The sequence below is a fragment of the Alcaligenes faecalis genome, from assembly GCF_002443155.1.
In the GTDB taxonomy this organism is placed as follows: domain Bacteria; phylum Pseudomonadota; class Gammaproteobacteria; order Burkholderiales; family Burkholderiaceae_B; genus Alcaligenes; species Alcaligenes faecalis.
The window spans coordinates 2454266-2472943 of the sequence record NZ_CP023667.1 but is presented as its reverse complement, the minus strand read 5'-3'; the positions used below and the strand labels follow the sequence as shown (position 1 = coordinate 2472943).

General features: G+C 57.0%; 18 protein-coding genes. 13 read left to right on the top strand and 5 right to left on the bottom strand.

Annotated elements, in window-relative coordinates:
• The first annotated feature begins 350 nt into the window (after nucleotides 1-350).
• The 11 genes from rpoE (at nucleotide 351) to rarD (ending at nucleotide 10732) form a co-directional block, all read left to right on the top strand.
• Complete coding sequence (rpoE, locus tag CPY64_RS11640) at nucleotides 351-953, top strand: RNA polymerase sigma factor RpoE (protein WP_009456579.1); 603 nt, start codon at nucleotides 351-353, stop codon at nucleotides 951-953.
• 6 nt (nucleotides 954-959) lie between these two features.
• On the top strand, nucleotides 960-1457 hold the full coding sequence (locus CPY64_RS11635; protein ID WP_042482409.1) for a sigma-E factor negative regulatory protein: 498 nt from the start codon (nucleotides 960-962) through the stop codon (nucleotides 1455-1457).
• Entirely contained in the window at nucleotides 1454-2479 is a 1026-nt protein-coding gene (locus CPY64_RS11630; RefSeq protein ID WP_223254065.1) for a MucB/RseB C-terminal domain-containing protein, read from the top strand. Before CPY64_RS11635 ends, CPY64_RS11630 begins: the two co-directional genes overlap by 4 nt.
• A gap of 24 nt (nucleotides 2480-2503) precedes the next feature.
• On the top strand, nucleotides 2504-4009 hold the full coding sequence (locus CPY64_RS11625; protein WP_042482402.1) for a DegQ family serine endoprotease: 1506 nt from the start codon (nucleotides 2504-2506) through the stop codon (nucleotides 4007-4009).
• Between the two features lie 243 nt (nucleotides 4010-4252).
• A complete protein-coding gene (gene lepA, locus CPY64_RS11620; protein ID WP_042482399.1) occupies nucleotides 4253-6046 on the top strand; it encodes a translation elongation factor 4 in 1794 nt (597 codons plus the stop codon).
• A 64-nt stretch (nucleotides 6047-6110) separates the two neighbouring features.
• A complete protein-coding gene (gene lepB, locus CPY64_RS11615) occupies nucleotides 6111-6995 on the top strand; it encodes a signal peptidase I (protein ID WP_042482395.1) in 885 nt (294 codons plus the stop codon).
• Nucleotides 6995-7753: a ribonuclease III gene (gene rnc, locus CPY64_RS11610; RefSeq protein WP_009456563.1), complete on the top strand. Its 759-nt coding sequence runs from the start codon at nucleotides 6995-6997 to the stop codon at nucleotides 7751-7753. The genes lepB and rnc overlap by 1 nt, the downstream gene beginning before the upstream one ends.
• Nucleotides 7750-8640 carry a GTPase Era gene (gene era / locus CPY64_RS11605; RefSeq protein WP_009456562.1) on the top strand — a complete coding sequence of 297 codons (891 nt, stop codon included), beginning with the start codon at nucleotides 7750-7752 and terminating at the stop codon, nucleotides 8638-8640. Before rnc ends, era begins: the two co-directional genes overlap by 4 nt.
• Nucleotides 8633-9223 carry a DNA repair protein RecO gene (gene recO / locus CPY64_RS11600; RefSeq protein ID WP_042482393.1) on the top strand — a complete coding sequence of 197 codons (591 nt, stop codon included), beginning with the start codon at nucleotides 8633-8635 and terminating at the stop codon, nucleotides 9221-9223. Before era ends, recO begins: the two co-directional genes overlap by 8 nt.
• Nucleotide 9224: 1 nt before the next feature.
• A complete protein-coding gene (locus tag CPY64_RS11595; RefSeq protein WP_042482390.1) occupies nucleotides 9225-9830 on the top strand; it encodes a PIN domain-containing protein in 606 nt (201 codons plus the stop codon).
• Nucleotides 9827-10732, top strand: a complete 906-nt coding sequence (gene rarD, locus CPY64_RS11590) for an EamA family transporter RarD (protein WP_042482389.1) — start codon at nucleotides 9827-9829, stop codon at nucleotides 10730-10732. The genes CPY64_RS11595 and rarD overlap by 4 nt, the downstream gene beginning before the upstream one ends.
• Before the next feature lie 243 nt (nucleotides 10733-10975).
• Here the strand turns inward: rarD and epsC are convergent, their stop codons facing one another.
• The 4 genes from epsC to CPY64_RS11570 all read right to left on the bottom strand — a co-directional run bounded on the left by epsC (nucleotide 10976) and on the right by CPY64_RS11570 (nucleotide 14883).
• A complete protein-coding gene (epsC, locus tag CPY64_RS11585; RefSeq protein WP_042482386.1) occupies nucleotides 10976-11905 on the bottom strand; it encodes a serine O-acetyltransferase EpsC in 930 nt (309 codons plus the stop codon).
• 267 nt (nucleotides 11906-12172) lie between these two features.
• Nucleotides 12173-12883 (bottom strand): Bax inhibitor-1/YccA family protein, encoded by a 711-nt coding sequence (locus CPY64_RS11580; RefSeq protein WP_042482383.1) that lies wholly within the window; start codon nucleotides 12881-12883, stop codon nucleotides 12173-12175.
• Nucleotides 12884-12964: 81 nt separating this feature from the next.
• The gene (locus tag CPY64_RS11575) at nucleotides 12965-13387 is read right to left on the bottom strand and encodes a DNA polymerase III subunit chi (RefSeq protein ID WP_042482379.1); all 423 of its coding nucleotides are present in this window, start codon (nucleotides 13385-13387) and stop codon (nucleotides 12965-12967) included.
• A gap of 2 nt (nucleotides 13388-13389) precedes the next feature.
• On the bottom strand, nucleotides 13390-14883 hold the full coding sequence (locus CPY64_RS11570) for a leucyl aminopeptidase (RefSeq protein ID WP_042482376.1): 1494 nt from the start codon (nucleotides 14881-14883) through the stop codon (nucleotides 13390-13392).
• A gap of 56 nt (nucleotides 14884-14939) precedes the next feature.
• Here CPY64_RS11570 and lptF point away from each other — a divergent pair, with 56 nt between their 5' ends.
• Nucleotides 14940-16049 (top strand): LPS export ABC transporter permease LptF, encoded by a 1110-nt coding sequence (lptF, locus tag CPY64_RS11565; RefSeq protein WP_042482373.1) that lies wholly within the window; start codon nucleotides 14940-14942, stop codon nucleotides 16047-16049.
• A gap of 67 nt (nucleotides 16050-16116) precedes the next feature.
• On the opposite strand, the gene CPY64_RS11560 is transcribed toward lptF, so the two are convergent.
• Entirely contained in the window at nucleotides 16117-17010 is an 894-nt protein-coding gene (locus CPY64_RS11560) for a LysR family transcriptional regulator (RefSeq protein ID WP_042482370.1), read from the bottom strand.
• 165 nt (nucleotides 17011-17175) lie between these two features.
• On the opposite strand from CPY64_RS11560, the gene CPY64_RS11555 reads away from it, so the two are divergent.
• Nucleotides 17176-18669: a CoA-acylating methylmalonate-semialdehyde dehydrogenase gene (locus tag CPY64_RS11555; protein WP_042482367.1), complete on the top strand. Its 1494-nt coding sequence runs from the start codon at nucleotides 17176-17178 to the stop codon at nucleotides 18667-18669.
• Nucleotides 18670-18678: the final 9 nt, after the last annotated feature.

The window sequence follows — 18678 nt, the reverse complement described above, 5'->3', positions numbered from 1 at the left end:
ATATATAGCTGGCAATGGCCCTGGGCCCCGGCTTTGTTAGCAGGTGCTTTGTGGGCTTATTTTTTGTATGCTCGCAGTCGTCGAGTATGGAATGAGCGCGCTACACTAGCTCATCGTGCAGGGCTATACTCCTTGCAGTGCGAGGGGACAGCAAAGGAGTCCGTGCAAATAGAGCAAATCTGGCGTTGCGCCTGGTTCATGACCTTGCGTTTGCGTTTTGATTCTGCTGGCAAGGCTTGTCGTACCATCACTGTATGGCGCCATACTCAGCCGCCGCAGGGCTGGTGGGCCTTGTGTCTATGTGCCAACCGACTGTCCCATCAGGTCCGTGCTCAGAATAAGGATTCTTAATGAGTGAACGCGATACCGATGCCGAACTAGTTGCACGTGTTCAGCGTGGGGATAAGCGAGCCTTTGACCTGCTGGTACTGAAGTACCAGCGCAAGATCATGCGTCTGCTCAGCCGCATGGTGCGTGACCCGTCCGAAGTCGAGGACGTGGCTCAGGAAACCTTCATCAAAGCGTACCGAGCTCTTCCCCAGTTCCGGGGCGAGAGTGCTTTTTACACCTGGCTGTACCGCATTGCGATCAATACAGCCCGTAATTGGCAAGCCTCGGCCGCGCGACGTCCCAACACATTACAGAACGTCGAAACCGAAGAAGGTGAAACTTTTGACCGAATCGACAACCTAAGCGATATAAGCACGCCGGAATCCATGATGGTCAGCCGCCAGATTGCAGAAACTGTAAATACAGCAATACAGGCGCTGCCAGAAGAGTTGCGGACGGCTATTGTGTTACGTGAAATTGAAGGTATGAGCTACGAAGATATTGCTCAGACCATGGACTGCCCTATAGGAACTGTGCGCTCACGCATCTTTCGGGCCCGGGACGCCATTGCAGCGCAATTGCGTCCCATCCTGGATGGTGAAGATAGTGAACGACGGTGGTAAGGATTGATGATGCAAGCCCTGAAATCCCATTCCGATGAAGATCAACTGAATGCCTGGGAGGCCGCCGTGTCCTCTTGGGTGGATGGCGAGGCTGAAATACGCCCCGAAGAACTGGACTCCCCCTACGGGCGTCAAGTCTGGGATACCTACCATTTGATTGGTGACGTCATGCGTACCGACGCATTGGCGATCCGCACCTCGGATCGCTTTTACGCGCGTCTGTCCAAAGCGATTGACGAAGAGCCGACGGTGCTCGCCCCCAATGCCATGAAGCGGCCCTTGGTGCAGCGCTACGGCGTCAGCGGACTGGCCGTGGTGGCCGCCGTGGCGGCCGCCTTGTGGGTGGGTTTGCCGTACATGGGCGTGACTTCGGTTCCTGGCACGCTGGTGGCCAGCGCCCAGGACGATCAGCTCTGGAATGATTACGCGGATTTGCACCGCGACTTTGTTGGTACCGGTCCGGTACGCCATGTTTCCTTTGAAAGTGGAGCCCTGGGTCAATGAGGTCTGTACGTATGCCGTCGCAGGTGGGCTTGGCGCGTCTCTATAAGGGTTTGTTTGCCTTTTCGCTGGCGATGCTGTGTACACCTGTACTGGCTCAGGATGCCAGCGGGCTGGAGCCGCTGGATCTTCCCTGGCTGCAGAAAGTCCATAAAGCGGCGCGTGACCTGGATTACTCCGGGGTCATTATTTACACCCAGGATCAGGCCAGCCAGTCCATGAAGCTGGTCCATATTATTGACGGCACTGGCGAGCGCGAGCGTCTGGAGATTCTGGACGGCGAGCCACGAGAATTCTTGCGTCAGAATGAAGTGACGCAATGCCTGATTCCCGAAAAGAAAATGGTGGTGATCGAGCGTCGTGAAAACGAGCGCTTTCCCAGTTTTCTGGTTGGTGATGTCAGTCAATTACCCAATTTTTACGATATGCGCCGTTTGCCATCGCGTGAGCGAGTGGCAGGCCGCCCATGCGATCTGATCGAACTGGTACCCAAGGACGATCAGCGCTACGGCTACCGTGTATGTGCCGATACCGATCACCATCTGCTGTTGAAAATGCAGACTCTGGACCCACAACAAGCGGTAGTGGACCAGATTGCCTTTGCCTCGGTCGCCTTTGGTGAGCAGGTGGATCTGCAAGAGTTGCGCACCAGCTGGAACCCCAGCAAGTGGGAAGTGGTCGAGCCCGAAGTGCAGAAAATTGATTTGAGCGAGCAGGGCTGGCACCTGGCCCTGCCTGCCGGTTTTACCTTGCGTTCCGAAATGCTTAGACCCATGCGTGCGGGTCGTCAGGTCACGCATTTGATGGTGTCTGACGGTCTGGCGGCCATTTCCGTGTTTCTGGAAAAGGTAGGGACCCCTGAAGCTGAAGAAAACAGTTTGGGAGCCTTTCACCGTGGCTCCATGAATATGTACCGCAGTCGCATCAACGATTATGTTTTGACCAGCACCGGCGCCGTTCCTGTACAGACCTTGCGCGCGTTGCTGGAAGGCACACAGTTCACCCCTCTATCCCGGACACATTGACTATCGTCCACCAGGAGTATTTGAATGGAAAAATCGAGTCAAAAAATGCGTATTCCTGTTCTCTCGGCTTTGACGGCTGCCGTGATGCTGGCAGCGGCTGCGCCCATGGCCCAGGCTCAGGCTCAGCCCGTCGCGCCTGCCGAGCAAGTCCAGAGCACGACGCTGGGGCTGCCCGACTTTACTGGCGTTGTTGCCAAGACCGAGGATGGGGTGGTCAATATCCGTACTACCGAGGCTGTGCGGGTACGTTCGCCCGCCATGGGCCCCGGTTCGGACCCTTACGATATGTTCCGCTGGTTTTTTGGGCCAGATTTCATGCCACCAGGCATGGCTCCTCAGCGTCCTCGTGGTGGCAATGAAGGCCAGCAACCCCAGGAACGCACCGTTCCTCGTGGAGTAGGCTCGGGCTTCATTATTTCTGCTGACGGCTACATCCTGACCAATAATCATGTGGTGGCGGATTCCAACGGTATTTTCGTCACCTTGAGCAATGGCAAGGAATATCCTGCCAAGATCATCGGTACAGACGAGCGCACCGACGTGGCCCTGATCAAGATCGAGGCCAAAGACCTGAAGCCCATGGTCATCGGTGACTCCAAGCAGCTCAAGAAAGGGCAGTGGGTCCTGGCCATTGGTTCGCCGTTTGGTCTGGAGTCCACCGTGACCTCCGGGATCGTCAGCGCCATCAACCGTGAAACCGGCGACTACCTGCCTTTCATTCAGACCGACGTGGCTGTGAACCCCGGTAACTCCGGTGGTCCGCTGATCAACCTGAATGGTGAAGTGGTGGGTGTGAACTCCCAGATCATTTCGCGCAGTGGTGGCTTCATGGGTATTTCCCTGGCCATTCCTATTGACGAAGCCATGAATGTGGTCGAGCAACTCAAGTCCGACGGCAAGGTGACTCGTGGCCGTATTGGTGTGCAAATCACGCCGGTGGCCGATGACGTGGCGACCGCCCTGGGCCTGAAGGACAGCAAGGGTGCCTTGGTCAGCAGCGTGGAAGAGGGCGGCCCTGCCGCCAAGGCCGGTATCCAGTCTGGTGACGTGATCCTGAAGTTCAACGGTCGCACCATTGAGCAAATGACAGACCTGCCCCGTATTGTGGGTGGCACCAAGCCAGGCCAAAGCTCCACGCTGGAAATCTGGCGCAAGGGCAAGTTGCAGACCATCAAGATTGATGTCGAAGAAATGCCTTCCAGCAGCCCTGCCGCGGCCGCCAAGAACGAGAAAGACAGTCCTGCCGCCAGCACGGCTGATGCCTTCGGCTTGAAAGTGACGGCTGTTCCTGCCGCGGATCTGAAGCGTTTGGGTGTGGAAAGTGCGGTTCAGGTGACAGAGGCTACGGCCCCTGCCAGCGAAGCTGGCCTGCAACCAGGCGATCTTATTTTGCGCGTCAACGATAAAGACGTAGGGACGCCGGATCAATACGCTAAAATGGTCGCTTCCTTGGATAAATCCAAAGCAGCCGCCTTGCTGGTTTTGCGTCAAGGCCAGTCGCAGTGGGTATTGATTACGCCATCGAAATAAAAATTCTGTAAAACGGCTAAAATGGTAGCTATTGATGAACTCCGGCCTGGGGCCGGAGTTTTTCCGCCGCTATTCGCAGGGGCAGTTTGCCCTGAATGGATACTGGTTCCACGTGCGCCCGTCTGACAGGACGGGTCTTGCGTTTTCGGCGCGTGGACTGAAAAGGGGCGTCATGGGCGCCCCTTTCTTGTGCCGTCTCTCTGGCATTGCGCCTCAACATTTTCTTTGTTTTTTAACGGGTTTATGGATCACATCCGCAATTTCTCTATTATTGCCCACATCGATCATGGCAAATCGACCTTGGCTGACCGCCTGATCCAACGCTGTGGTGGCCTGGCCGACCGCGAGATGTCGACCCAGGTTCTGGATTCGATGGACATCGAGAAAGAGCGTGGCATTACGATTAAGGCCCAGACCGCTGCTTTGCACTACAAGGCTCAGGATGGCAAGGTATACAACCTGAACCTGATCGACACCCCCGGCCACGTCGACTTCTCCTACGAGGTCAGCCGCTCCTTGTCGGCCTGTGAAGGTGCCTTGCTGGTCGTGGATGCTTCCCAAGGTGTGGAAGCGCAAACCGTGGCCAACTGCTACACCGCTTTGGATCAGGGCGTGGAAGTGATTCCAGTGCTCAATAAAATGGACTTGCCTTCGGCTGACCCGGATGCGGCCCGCCAGGAAGTGGAAGACGTTATCGGTATTGATGCCAGCGAGGCGATTGCCGCCAGTGCAAAAACCGGCCTGGGTATCGACGAAATCCTGGAAACCATTGTGGCCCGTGTGCCCGCGCCGGTGGGCGATCCAACGGCTCCCTTGCAAGCCTTGATCATTGACTCCTGGTTTGATAACTACGTGGGCGTGGTCATGCTGGTGCGCATCGTCAACGGTGTGCTCAAGCCCAAGGAAAAGATCCTGTTGATGGCCACCCGCGCCACGCATCTGGTCGAGCACATTGGTGTGTTCACCCCCAAATCGGAAAACCGTCCTCACCTGTCTGCAGGCGAGGTGGGTTTCATCATTGCCGGCATTAAAGAGCTGGAACACGCCAAGGTGGGTGACACCATCACTCTGGCTGGCAAACCGGCTGAAAAAGCCTTGCCTGGCTTCAAGGAAGTGAAGCCCCAGGTGTTTGCCGGTTTGTACCCGGTGGAAAGCAGCGAGTACGATCAACTGCGCGATTCCCTGGAAAAGCTCAAGCTGAACGATTCCTCCCTGATGTTCGAGCCCGAAGTGTCTCAGGCGCTGGGCTTCGGTTTCCGTTGCGGCTTCCTGGGCCTGCTGCACATGGAAATCGTCCAGGAGCGTCTGGAACGTGAATTTGACATGGACATCATCACCACCGCGCCGTCGGTGGTGTACGAGGTCGAACGTCGTGACGGCGAAGTCCTGATGATTGAAAGCCCCTCCCGCATGCCGGAGGTGTCCCATATCGAAGACGTGCGCGAGCCTATTGTTGTGGTTTCGCTGCTAATGCCGCAGGAATACGTGGGCCCGGTCATGACACTGTGTACAGCCAAGCGCGGTTTGCAGTTAAATATGACCTATCATGGCCGTCAGGTGAATCTGGTCTATGAAATGCCCCTGGCCGAGATCGTGCTGGACTTCTTTGATCGACTCAAGTCCGTATCGCGCGGCTATGCATCCATGGACTACGAGTTCAAGGAATACCGTTCGGCCGACGTGGTCAAGGTAGATATTCTGATCAACGGTGATCGGGTTGATGCCCTGTCCATGATTGTGCACCGTAGCAACGCCCGTTACCGTGGACGCGAAGTGGTCGCCAAGATGCGCTCCTTGATCCCGCGTCAGATGTTTGATATTGCGATTCAGGCCGCCATTGGCGCCGAAGTGATCTCGCGCGAAAACGTCAAGGCACTGCGCAAGAACGTGTTGGCCAAGTGTTATGGCGGTGACATCTCTCGCAAGAAGAAACTGCTTGAGAAGCAAAAAGCCGGTAAGAAGCGGATGAAACAAGTTGGAAACGTGGAAATTCCGCAGGAAGCCTTTTTGGCAATTTTGCAGGTCGAGGATAAGTAATGTTGTGGTCGGCGACCCGAGCCGACCACAACCAGGACTGCTTTAATTTCTTTAAAGGAAACCGATGAGCTGGGATTTTGCTCTGATTTTGTTTGTACTGCTGATACTGACCGGCGCAATCTGGTTTTTGGATCGTTTCTCCCTGCGTTCCCGCCGACTGGCGCGTGCGCAGGCCGCGATGCAGGCGGTACCGGAAACGGCAGCTCAAGACCCCGAGCACTTGCAGCAATTGCGCCAGGAAGCGTATGACCAGGCCAACCGCATGCCGTGGTGGATTGAGTATGGCGTCAGTTTCTTCCCAGTCATTTTGTTTGTGTTCGTCTTGCGCTCGTTCATCATCGAACCATTTCGCATTCCGTCGGGCTCCATGCTGCCCACACTGAAAAATGGCGACCTGATTCTGGTGAACAAATACGAATACGGCATTCGCCTGCCCGTTAGTGGTACCAAGGTTGTGCCCTTGGGGCATCCTGAGCGTGGCGATGTGATTGTGTTCCGTTACCCCGTCGATACCAGCGTGGACTACATCAAGCGTGTGGTTGGCGTGCCGGGCGACCGCGTGGAATACCGTGACAAGGTGCTGTCGGTCAATGGCCAGGTCATTACTCAAGTGCGCAGTGGCGATTACTACGAACCGGATCGCTCCGCTTACATTGGGCGTTATCTGGAAGAGCTGGGCAAGGTGCAGCACAACATCTTGCTGAACAAAACTGCGCCTCAGGGCTTGATGCCCATCGTGGCCTTCCCCAATCGTGACTCCTGTGAGTATTTCTCCAATGGCATCTCGTGTGTGGTGCCGGAAGGCAATTACTTCGTCATGGGAGACAATCGCGACAATAGTCTGGACAGTCGTTATTGGGGCTTTGTGCCCGATGAGAATATTGTGGGACGCGCCTTCTTTATCTGGATGAATTTCCGCGAACTTAGCCGTATAGGTCGCTTCCATTAATGAAACGTCTTGCTCTGCTTGAAGCCGCTATCGGCTACTCCTTTAAAGACACAGGCCTGCTTGAGCAGGCCTTGACCCATCGTAGCCACAGCGCGCGTCATAACGAGCGGCTGGAGTTCCTGGGGGATTCGGTCTTGAACTTCACGGTTGCGGCCTTGTTGTTCGACCGCTTTCAACGCATTGATGAAGGTGACTTGTCGCGCCTGCGGGCGAATCTGGTCAAACAGGCTGCTCTGGCTGAAATCGCAACCCGTCTGGGTTTGTCGGATTATTTGCGTCTGGGGGAAGGGGAGCTGAAAAGCGGTGGTTTCCGCCGTCCTTCCATTCTGGCGGATGCGCTGGAAGCGATTTTTGGCGCTGTCTTTCTGGACGCGGGCTTTACGCAAGCCCAAACCGTCATCACCCAGCTGTATGAACCCATGCTGGTGGATGTGGACCCCAAGACATTGGGGAAAGATCCCAAAACCTTGCTGCAGGAGCTGCTGCAAGGTCGCAAGCTGGATTTGCCGGTGTACACCGTGGTGGCCACACATGGCGCAGCCCACGATCAGCTCTTCGATATCGAATGCACGATCGCCAAGCTCAATATCCATGTCCGTGCCAGTGGCAGCAGCCGTCGTGCTGCTGAGCAAGCCGCCGCAACGCAGGCCATTGCTATTTTAGAAGCTGAATTTCCAGCCAAGACGACGCGCGCCAGTCGCCATCGTCGCCCCTCACAATTGACATTGCCCGTGGCCGTGTCGCAGGAAACAGAATGACAGAGACCCCTTTTCGTTGCGGCTTCGTGGCTATTGTCGGACGACCGAACGTCGGCAAGTCCACGCTGGCCAATGCCCTGATCGGCAGCAAGATTTCGATCGTATCGCGCAAGGCGCAGACCACGCGCCACCGCATCAACAGCGTGCTGACGCGTGACCACGATCAAATGGTATTTGTGGACACTCCTGGCTTTCAGACCAAGCACGGTGGGGCCATGAACCGCATGATGAACCGTGTCGTGACTCAGGCCCTGGCCGACGTGGACGTGGTGGTGCACGTGGTCGAAGCCGGCAAGTGGTCCGCTTCGGACGCCGAGCTGCTGCCCATGCTGCCTAAAGGTGGCAAGACCATTCTGGTCATCAACAAGGTTGATGCCTTAAAGAGCAAGAACGACTTGCTGCCCTATATCGCCCGCCTGTCGCAGGAATTCGACTATGGTGCCGTGATTCCGGTCAGTGCAGCCAAGCGCCTGCAGCTGGATCCTTTGCTGAACGAGATTGCCTCCCGCCTGCCTGAAGGTGAGGCCATGTTCGACGCAGACACCATTACCGACCGCTCGGTGCGCTTCATTACCTCGGAGCTGCTGCGCGAGAAGATCTTCCGCCTGGTCGGTGACGAACTGCCTTACGGTTGTACCGTGGTCATCGAGCAGTGGGACGAGAACGAGCAGGGCGCCCGTATTTCGGCCTGCGTGGTCGTAGAACGTGAAAGCCACCGTCCGATTCTGTTGGGAGCGGGTGGCATGCACATGAAGCGCATTGCTACGGAAGCTCGCCAAGATATTGCCAAGCTGATCGACAAGCCCGTGTTCCTGGATGTGTACATCAAGGTGCGCAAGGGCTGGTCCGATCGTGAAGCGGTCCTGCGCGACCTGGGGTATGAGTAATCCCCGTCATCGCTTTCAGGACGAAGCGGGCTATATCCTGCACACCAGTGCCTGGCGTGAAACGTCCCTGATCTGTCATGCCTTTACGCGTAACCACGGGCTGGTGCCCCTGGTCGCGAAAGGCGCCAAAAGGCCGCATTCCATTTTGCGGCCTGCTTTGTCTGTGTTTCAACCTTTGTTATTGGCCTGGTCGGGCAAGAATGAAGTCAAGACGCTGACGCGGGCGGACTGCGCCGGGATTCGCCCCTTGAAAGGTCGTGCCCTGATGTCGGCCTGGTACATGAACGAATTATTGATTCGTTTGTTGCCGCGTGAAGACCCGCACCCTGTTCTGTTCGATGCCTACGAAGAAGCTCTGGTGCACTTGGCACAGATTCCTCGTCCACCCGTGGCGGGGGCCTTGCGGCGCTTTGAGTGGGTGCTGCTGACCGAAACCGGCTATGGCTTTGATGAAGCCACGCCGGACTTTGACGATCCTGTCGGCGAGCCGGAGTTGCGCATACGCTTGCGCGAACGCCTGAACAGCTTGCTGGGTCGCCCCTTGCATACCCGCTCTGTTCTCATCCAGCTGCAACGCTATTGATATGGCCGTCCCTCTTCCTTCCGTGCTGGTATTGGATACCTGCGTACTGATTTCCAACGTACTGCGCCGCTTGCTCCTGGCCCTGGCTGACGAGCAGGTGTTCAAACCTGTCTGGAGTCCGGTGATTGGGGACGAGTGGCGTCGCAATGCGGGCAGGTTGTGGAAGGTCATGCCCACCTCTATCGAGGAGCAGTGGGAGGCGCTGCAACAGCGTTACCCCGACGCCGATTTAGGCGATAGCAGCGAGTTCAAGAAGAATTTGCGCTACTCCGATGCCAAGGACTGGCATGTGATCGCCACCGCCCGATTGGCACAGCAGCGTTATCCTGATCAGCCAGTCGGCATCCTGACCCGCAATCTGAAAGACTTCAATCGTTCCGAGCTGCGTCGCCTGGGGATCAGCCTGTGGGAGCCGGATCAGCTTTTGGGTTCGTACATGGCCGCGCACCCGGACTTGATGCAGCGTTTGCTGGATGGTTTGCCCGCTTTGATGCTGACGCCCGAAGCGCAGGCACTGGATACACATACCTTGTTAAAGCGTGATCGTCTGTTCAGTGTGGGGCAGGCTTATTTGCGGCGTCAGAAAATGGACGAGGCGCACTCATGAAGCAAGGTGTTTTGCTGTCGGTTCTGGCCTCAGCGTTATTCGCTTGCCTGTACTACTACGCCACCGTCTTGCACCCGCTCAGTGGTGAGCAGATTTTTGCCTGGCGCATTGTGCTGGGCTTGCCTGCCTTGGCTTTGGTGATCACTCGCGCACGACGCTGGCGGGAGGTACGTTGGGTTCTACGCCACTGGCCCGGTAATTGGCGCTATTTTGCCTTGCTCCTGCTGGCTGCGGCGCTGGTGGGGGTGCAGCTCTGGATTTTTGTCTGGGCACCTTTGCACCAGATGGCGCTGGACGTGTCCTTGGGCTACTTCCTGTTGCCGTTGATGATGGTGCTGGTCGGTCGGGTGATCTACAAAGACAGATTGAGCACCATTCAGTGGATCGCTGTGGCATTGGCCGGCTTGGGTGTGTTGCACGAGCTATTCCGCGTGGGCAGCGTGTCCTGGGCGACAGCGGTGGTGGTTGTGGGCTATCCGCCTTATTTCATGCTGCGCCGTTACCTGCGTCTGGGTTCGCTGGCCTCACTCTGGTTTGATCTGAGCTTCTTGTTCCTGCCTGCTTGCTGGCTGCTCTTTGTTCAAGATACGCAGATGTGGGGCCTGTTCGCGGATCAGCCTCGCTTGATTTGGCAGGTCCCGGTCTTGGGCCTGATCAGCTCGGTTGCGCTGGTCAGCTATCTGTCTGCCAGCCGTCAGCTGCCTTTGGCCTTGTTTGGTATCTTGGGCTATGTGGAGCCGGTGCTCCTGTTCTGGGTGGCGTATTTGCTGCTGGACGAGCCCATGAGTGCGAGTCAGTGGTGGACCTATATTCCGATCTGGATTGCCATTGCCTTGATGGCTTTGGAAGGTTTTATCAAGATGTGGCGGCCGGGACCGCCTGTGCCGCCTCCCAAGGCGTAAATTCTGCTTGTCAGTACCTGTCAGTGCCAAAGCGCAGCTTGCATCTGCAAAGACATTCTGGGAGCGTCTTGAGAGAAGCAGAGCTCCAATGGAAAACGACTCCTGTCATGCCCCCAAGAGCTTGGATGGTTATCCAATTTTCGAGAGGGTATATCAGGAGTCGTTGTTTTTACTACGGAGAACCGCTGGAGGAGAGAGTCCGGGCGTTACCGGACTTGGTCCCGCGTGATACAAGCAGACTGCTTAGCGCAGTTTTTCCGGGCAGTCGGGTTGATTGCGCAACAAATTTGCCTGGGTCACCGAACAACCTGCTGGTACGTCTTCCGTAATCCAGACATTCCCGCCAATCGTGGAGCCGGCACCCAGCGTGACGCGGCCCAGAATTGTGGCGCCAGCGTAAATGACCACATCGTCTTCCACAATCGGGTGACGGGCCTGGCCCTTGAGCAGCAAGCCTTTCTCGTCCTTGCTGAAGCGCTTGGCGCCCAGGGTGACAGCCTGATAAATACGAACCCGCTTGCCGATGATGGCGGTCTCGCCAATCACAACGCCGGTGCCGTGGTCGATGAAACAGGAATGATCAATCTGCGCGCCGGGGTGAATATCAATACCGGTCTGGCTATGGGCCAGTTCCGCAATGATGCGCGCTGTCAGTGGCAGGCCCAGATTGGTCAGGGCGTGGGCGATGCGGTGGTGAATCATGGCCAGCAGGCCTGGATAGCACAAGAGCACTTCGTCGACGTTGCGGGCTGCCGGATCGCCTTGATAGGCAGCAACCACGTCCAGATCCAGGGTGCGGCGCAAGTCAGGCAGCTTGTTGGCAAAGGCCTGAATGGCTTTGTGGGCCTGCTCTTCAATGGTTTCACGGTCGTGCTTGTCGCCACGCAGCAAAGCGGCGCGTTGCAGCTCGATACGGGCTTGTTGCAGCAGAGTGTTCAGCGCCTGGCCCAGGTGGTGGCCGACAAAGTGATCTTCGTACTCGCGACGCAGTTCCGGGCTGCCCAGGCGCATCGGAAACAAGATGCCTTTGAGCTGCTCGGTGACTTGAATCAAGGCTTGTACTGACGGAAATTCCTGACCTTCAAGCTCGTTCAAGCGTTGATGCGCCTGTCGCCATTCTTCGCGGGCCCCGCGCAGATTATCGACAATATGTTGAGTTTCAAAGACTGCCACCAGTGTTCTCCAGAGGGGAAATTTTTCTATAAGGTTTACTATACCCGCGCGTCTGATCCTGGACACGAAAAACAGGGCGCTTCGTCAGGGTGATTCATCCAACCTTTAGCCAGGTCTGACAGGGTCGCTTCAAAGCTCCCTAAGCGTAAGGGCAAGATCAAGCAGATGAGGGGCATGAGCGGGTTTTCAAGCCAATGTGCTTGAACGTGTGGGCAATAAAAAAAGCCCCCTTCGAAAAGGGGGCTTGGGGAGTGCGGGGTCGCGATCTTATTCGCGGTTACCGCCCAGCACGCCCAAAAGCATCAGCAGGTTGCTGAAAATGTTGTAGACGTCCAGGTAGATTGCCAGGGTGGCCGACACGTAGTTGGTTTCACCGCCGTTGATGACGCGCTGCAGGTCAACCAGCAAGAAGGCCGAGAAGATACCGATAGCCATCACGGAGATGGTCAGCATCAGCGCAGGCAGCTGCAGGAAGATGTTGGCCAGGGCCGCAACCAGCAAGATGACGGCGCCGACAAACAGGAATTTCTGCATGCCGGAGAAATCACGTTTGGTGGTGCTGGCAATGGTTGCCATCGCGCCAAAGACCGCGGCGGTACCGCCAAAGGCCAGCATGATCAGTTGTGCGCCATTACCCATGCCCAGGACAAAGCCCAGCAGGCGGGACAACATGATGCCCATGAAGAAGGTGAAAGCCATCAGCAGGGCGACACCCAGCGAGCTGTTCTTGTTCTTTTCGACCAGGAACATCAGGCCAAAGGCACCGACCAGGAAAACAATGGCGCTCAGGCCTGGGCTGGCGCCCATAACCCGGTTAATGCCGGAGGACAGGCCCAGCAAGGCTCCCAACACGGTGGGAATCATGGACAGGGCCAGCAGCCAGTAGGTGTTGCGCAGGACGCGATTGCGAGCAATCAGCGACTGGGCGCCCAGGGTGCCGTTATGCTCAGGCAAGCTTGATTGACGAAATTCGCTCATGATGAGTCCTTAGAATACAGAGAGATCAGTGGTCAAGAATAACTGACAACTACCTGAATAATCAAGAATCTTCTTTATTATTCAAGCACCCAGTTTATGGGCATGCACCTGACAGCCCTGTGTCTGGTACACACGCCAGCGTTCGCGAGCCTGGGTACGGTCGGCTTCCCGTTCGGACACAATTTCCAAGATACGCGGGAATTGTTCAAAACCGGGCGGGCATTGGGCATCCAGATTCAATAGCCAGCTTTGCTCACCAGAGGGCACGGGGGCGGCACTGGTCAACAAGACGGGGGTGGTGGCCGCCAGGGGGTCTTCCACACCCACATGCGGCACAAACGCCGTGGATTCAAACCCCCAGAGCAGACGGTCGAAACGAGCCAGCTGGCGGGCATCGGAAAGATACACCACCACCTGACGGCCCGCCTCGTAGTGCTTGCGCACGACCTCGCAGGCCATGCGCAAGCGATCTGGCGCGCCGAAAGCGAAATCGACGCGTGTCATGCTTAGCGACACTGATTGAGCAGGTACTGAACCAGCAAAGGCACGGGACGGCCTGTGGCGCCTTTGTCCTTGCCACTGCGCCAGGCGGTGCCAGCGATGTCCAGGTGAGCCCAGCGGTACGCTTTGGTAAAGCGGGACAGGAAGCAAGCGGCGGTTACCGAACCGGCTGGTGGGCCACCAATATTGGCCATGTCAGCAAAGTTCGAGCGCAGTTGCTCCTGGTAGGCGTCGTCCATGGGCATGCGCCAGGCAGTGTCACCTGTCTGCTTGCCAGCTTGCATCAGCTCGTCGGCCAGGTCGTCGTCAGTCGAGAACAGACCGGTGTTGACGTGGCCCAGAGCGACCACGCAAGCGCCGGTCAGGGTGGCCATATCGATGACGGCAGCGGGTTTGAAGCGTTCGACGTAGGTCAGAGCATCGCACAGAACCAGACGGCCTTCGGCATCCGTGTTCAGGATTTCGATAGTCTGGCCGGACATGCTGGTTACGACGTCGCCCGGTTTGTTGGCGCGCCCGCTAGGCATGTTTTCGCAAGAAGCCACCACAGCGATCACTTCGCGATCGATGTTCAGTTCGGCAATGGCGCGCATGGTGCCCAGAACGCTGGCAGCACCGCCCATGTCGTACTTCATCTCGTCCATATTGCCGGCTGGCTTGATGGAGATACCGCCCGAGTCAAACGTCAGGCCTTTACCCACCAGGACGATAGGGCCGTCCTCGTGCTTGGTCTTGGTGCTGGGAGTGTGGCGCAGCACGATGAACGCTGGGGGTTCATCCGAGCCTTTGGCCACCGACAGGAACGAGCCCATCTTCAAGGCTTCAATCTGCTTGCGCTCCAGCACTTCGGCTTTCAGCGTCTTGAATTCCTTGGCCAACTGTTTTGCCGTCTTGCCCAAATAGGTGGGGGTGCAGATATTGCCGGGCAGGTCAGCCAGCAAGCGGGTCAGGTTCACACCGTTACCAATGGCCTGACCTTGCTCCAGACCGGCCTTGGCTTCGCTGGCCTGAGTGCGGGCCGTCCACAGCAGGAACTGGCTCAGCTGGGGAGCAGGTTCGGGCTTGCTGAACGTGGCGGTGTAGCGGTAGCTGGCGCGGCAAACAGCCACGGCAGCATCCTGAGCGCGGCTGCGCAAGGTGGTGCCTTTGCAATCGATGCTGGACAGCGCCGAAACGGCTTCTTTCAGGTCTGCTTTCAGGCAGTAAGAAGCAAGGCAGGCCTGGGCTTGCGTATGAGTTGCTGCTTTGTATTCCTCTTGAGCGCCTAAGCCGACTAAAATAACGCGTTCGGCCTTGACGCCAGGCAGATTGCGCAGCACCAGGTGGGTATTGGGCTTGCCTTTAAACTCGGCTTTGACAGCAGCGCTCACAGCTCCGTTGCTGGCGCGGTCGATAAGTTCCGCTGCGGGGCTTAGAATGCCCTCGGCAAAGACGCCTACGCCTAGCGCGGCTGTCTTAATTTGGTGCAAAGAAGCGGATGTCTGTGTGCTAAATTCCATTCAACTATCCTCAGTGTGTCGCAAATCGTACCTGCGATTATCTCGCAAATTCTCATATGTCTCTATTTAAACGCTCTGCGGTATCCGAAATCTTAAGTCACAGTGGCGTGGTACTGTCCACTTTGCTGATTGTGTGGCTTAGTGTACTTCTGGTGCGTTTGTTAGGCGAAGCGGCCAATGGCACGATTGGTCCTGACGTGGTGCTGGGTCTGGCCGCCTTTTCCAGTATTACCGCCTTGCCAATTATTCTGGCCGTGTCCCTGTTCATCGCCGTGCTCACCACGGTGACGCGCAGCTTTCGGGAATCCGAAATGGTGGTCTGGTTTGCCAGCGGCCTGTCCTTGAAAAACTGGATAACCCCAGTGTTGCAGTGTGCGGTGCCGACTGCCCTCCTGATTGCCGTGCTGACCTTGCAGGCCTCGCCTTGGGCCTATCGCCAGATTGCCGAGTACCGCCAGCGTTTCGAGCAGCGCTCGGACCTGAGCAAGGTCACCGCCGGGCAGTTTATTGAGTCCGACGATGGTGCCCGCGTGTTTTACGCAGATTCCCCGGAAAAAGAAGGGGACGAGCTGGGTAATGTGATTGCTCGCGTGATCGACCCGCAGTGGCTCAGCATTGTGACTGCACAGAGCGCTCGCATGGAAGAGCAGCCCAATGGCGACCGCTTTCTGGTTTTGAGCGAAGGCCATCGCTACGACCTGAAGCCGGGTCAGGCCGAGTTCCGCATGGTGGACTTTGAAAGTTATGGCATGCGCCTGGAAAGCCGTGATGCGGGCAATACTGCTGAAACTATCCGCGCTCGGGCCGAGCAGCAAATCAAGGCTCGCCAAACCACCTTGTTATTCAGTGATGACAATGCCGAGTCGCGCTCGCAGATCATGTGGCGTTTGGCCTTGCCCTTGGCTGCCTTGAATCTGGCCTTGCTGGCGATCCCCTTGGGGGCGGTGAATCCCCGTATGGGGCGCTCCGGCAATATTCTGGTGGCGGGCTTGGTGGGTCTGCTCTACATGAACCTGATCAATCTGTCGCGTGGCTGGATACGCAATGAGCAACTGGGCTTTGAGGTTGGTCTGTGGCTGGTCCACGCAATCTTCCTGCTGGTCATGGTCTTCATGATGTGGCGTAAATTGCGTATCAAGGCACCTAAACCGCCAGCAACAAGCTGATCGGCAAAAGGGGGCGTCCAGCCCCTTTTTTGTGCCTGTCGAATGACTTGTTGATCGGTTTGGCGGCTCAAGCCCCATCCAGCAAGTCCTGCCGCTCTTCCACTGACTGCTTCAGAAAGTGCCACAGCCGGGTCAGGCTGGGGTTCTGGCGTTGCTCTTCATGGCAGAACATCCAGAAGCGACGACGCAACTCCACCTGATCGGGCAAGACACAGCGCAGGCGTGGATCGGTTTTCGCCAGAAAGCAGGGCAGGACGGCAATTCCTTGTCCCTGCAAGGTGGCCTGATACTGCGCAATTACGCTGGTACTGCGAAAGCGCACGGCAGCGGATCTGACGATTTCTTCCAGATAGCGCAGGCTGTCGCTGAACACCAGATCATCCACATAGGCAATAAAGCGATGCTGGGACAGATCTTGCACGCTTTCTATAGGTGGGTGGCTGTTCAAATAATCCTGATGGGCATAGAGCCGCAAGCTGTAGTCAGCCAGGCGAGTACACCAGTAAGGACCACGTTGGGGGCGTTCCAGTGCAATCGCCAGGTCGGCATCCCGGCGCGACAGGCTGATAGGGCGGGGGACGGGCAGCAGCTCCAGAGTCAACTCCGGATACTGGGTCTGGAAAATGCTGAGCAAGGGCGTCAGCACATAGCTGCCAAAGGCTTCGGTGCAGCCCAGCCGCAGTTTGCCCGTCAAGGGCCGGGCCTTGCCAGTGATTGCCTCCCGAGCCGCCAGCAAGCGGCTTTCTACCGGCTCCATGCGTTGCTGCAAATTTTGCCCTTCGCTCGTCAAACTGTAGCCGCTGACGGTGGACTTGTGGAACAGACGCAAGCCCAGTTCCTGCTCCAGCGCCTGGATACGGCGGGCCACGGTGCTGTGTTGTACCCCCAGCCGTTGGGCGGCAACGCTGATACGTTGGCAGCGGGCCACTTCCAGAAAATAACGCAGATTATCCCAGTCCATCGTGACGAGCCCGCCTTGAAAAAGACTTGTGCATAAATGCCCAGCTCCTGTGCATTTTTCAACATGGTAAACGGGTCTTGAGGCTTCTACACTCAATGAGAACCCTCATACAAGTGGGATAACAAATAAGGCTTAGCCGCCTGAGCAATTCATTGGAGACATGCTATGACGGAAGTGGTTCGTGTACCTTTGCTGATCGATGGACAACATGTTCAATCCAAGAGCACCCGTTGGGACGACGTGCTCAATCCAGCCACCCAGGAGGTCGTGGCCCAAGTGCCTTACGCCACGATGGAAGAGCTGGAAACCATTATTGCCAGCTCGGCCAAAGCCTATGAAAGCTGGCGTCATTCCAGCCAGGGCGCTCGCATGCGTGTGATGCTGAATCTGCAGCGTCTGGTGCGTGAAAACAGTGCCAAGCTGGCTGAAGCGATTTCGCGCGAACACGGCAAGACCATGCCTGATGCTGAAGGCGAAGTAGGTCGCGGCCTGGAAGTGATCGAATACGCGTGTTCCATTGCTTCGATGCAATTGGGTGAGTACGCGGAAAATGCGGCGGGCGGGATTGACGTCTACACCCTGATCCAGCCCTTGGGCGTGTGTGCAGGCGTGACGGCATTCAACTTCCCTGTGATGCTGCCTTGCTTCATGTTCCCGCTGGCCGTGGCTTGCGGTAATACCTTCGTGCTCAAGCCTTCCGAGCAGGATCCCAGCGCCAGCCTGATGCTGGCCGAGCTGGCTCTGGAAGCGGGTCTGCCTCCAGGCGTGCTGAACGTGGTTCATGGTGGTGCCGATATTGCCAATGCGCTGGTGACTCATCCTGAGGTCAAGGCTGTGTCCTTCATTGGCTCGACAGCCGTTGGTACCGAAATTCACCGCCGTGCCACCGAAGCGGGCAAGCGCTCGCAAGCCATGATGGGTGCCAAGAATCACTGCATCGTGATGCCTGATGCGGATCGTGACGTGGCGATCAACCAGTTGCTGGGTGCTGCCTTTGGCGCGGCCGGTCAGCGTTGCATGGCGATCTCGGTGGCCGTGATGGTGGGTGAAAGCGGCGAGTGGGTCGATGAGCTGGTCAAGCGTGCGGTCACCATGAAGGTCAATGTCGGTACAGACCGTCAGGCCGACCTGGGGCCACTGGTTTCGCCACGTGCTCGTCAGCGTGTGGAATCCCTGATTGAAGCCGGTGTGCAGGAAGGCGCCAGCCTCTTGCTGGATGGGCGTGGCGTGAAGGTGCCTGGTTATGAAAGCGGCAACTTTGTGGGCCCAACCATTTTCAATGACGTGAAAGCCGACATGCGCATTTACGAAGAAGAAATCTTCGGTCCTGTGCTGTGCATTGTGCGCGTCAACACCCTGGAAGAGGCGGTGCAGTTCATCAACCGCAACCCCAACGGCAATGGCGTGTCCATCTTCACTCAGGATGGTGGACATGCGCGCTACTTCCAGAACCGTATCGACGTAGGCCAGATCGGTATCAATATCCCTATCCCTGTGCCTGTAGCCTGGTTCAGCTTTACTGGTTCGCGTGCGTCCAAACTGGGCGACCTGGGCCCGAACGGCAAACAAGCCGTTCAGTTCTGGACACAGACCAAAACTGTCACGGCTCGTTGGCAGGCTCATGCCAATACGATGAATACAACAATCAGCATGACGTAATTGTTGAAT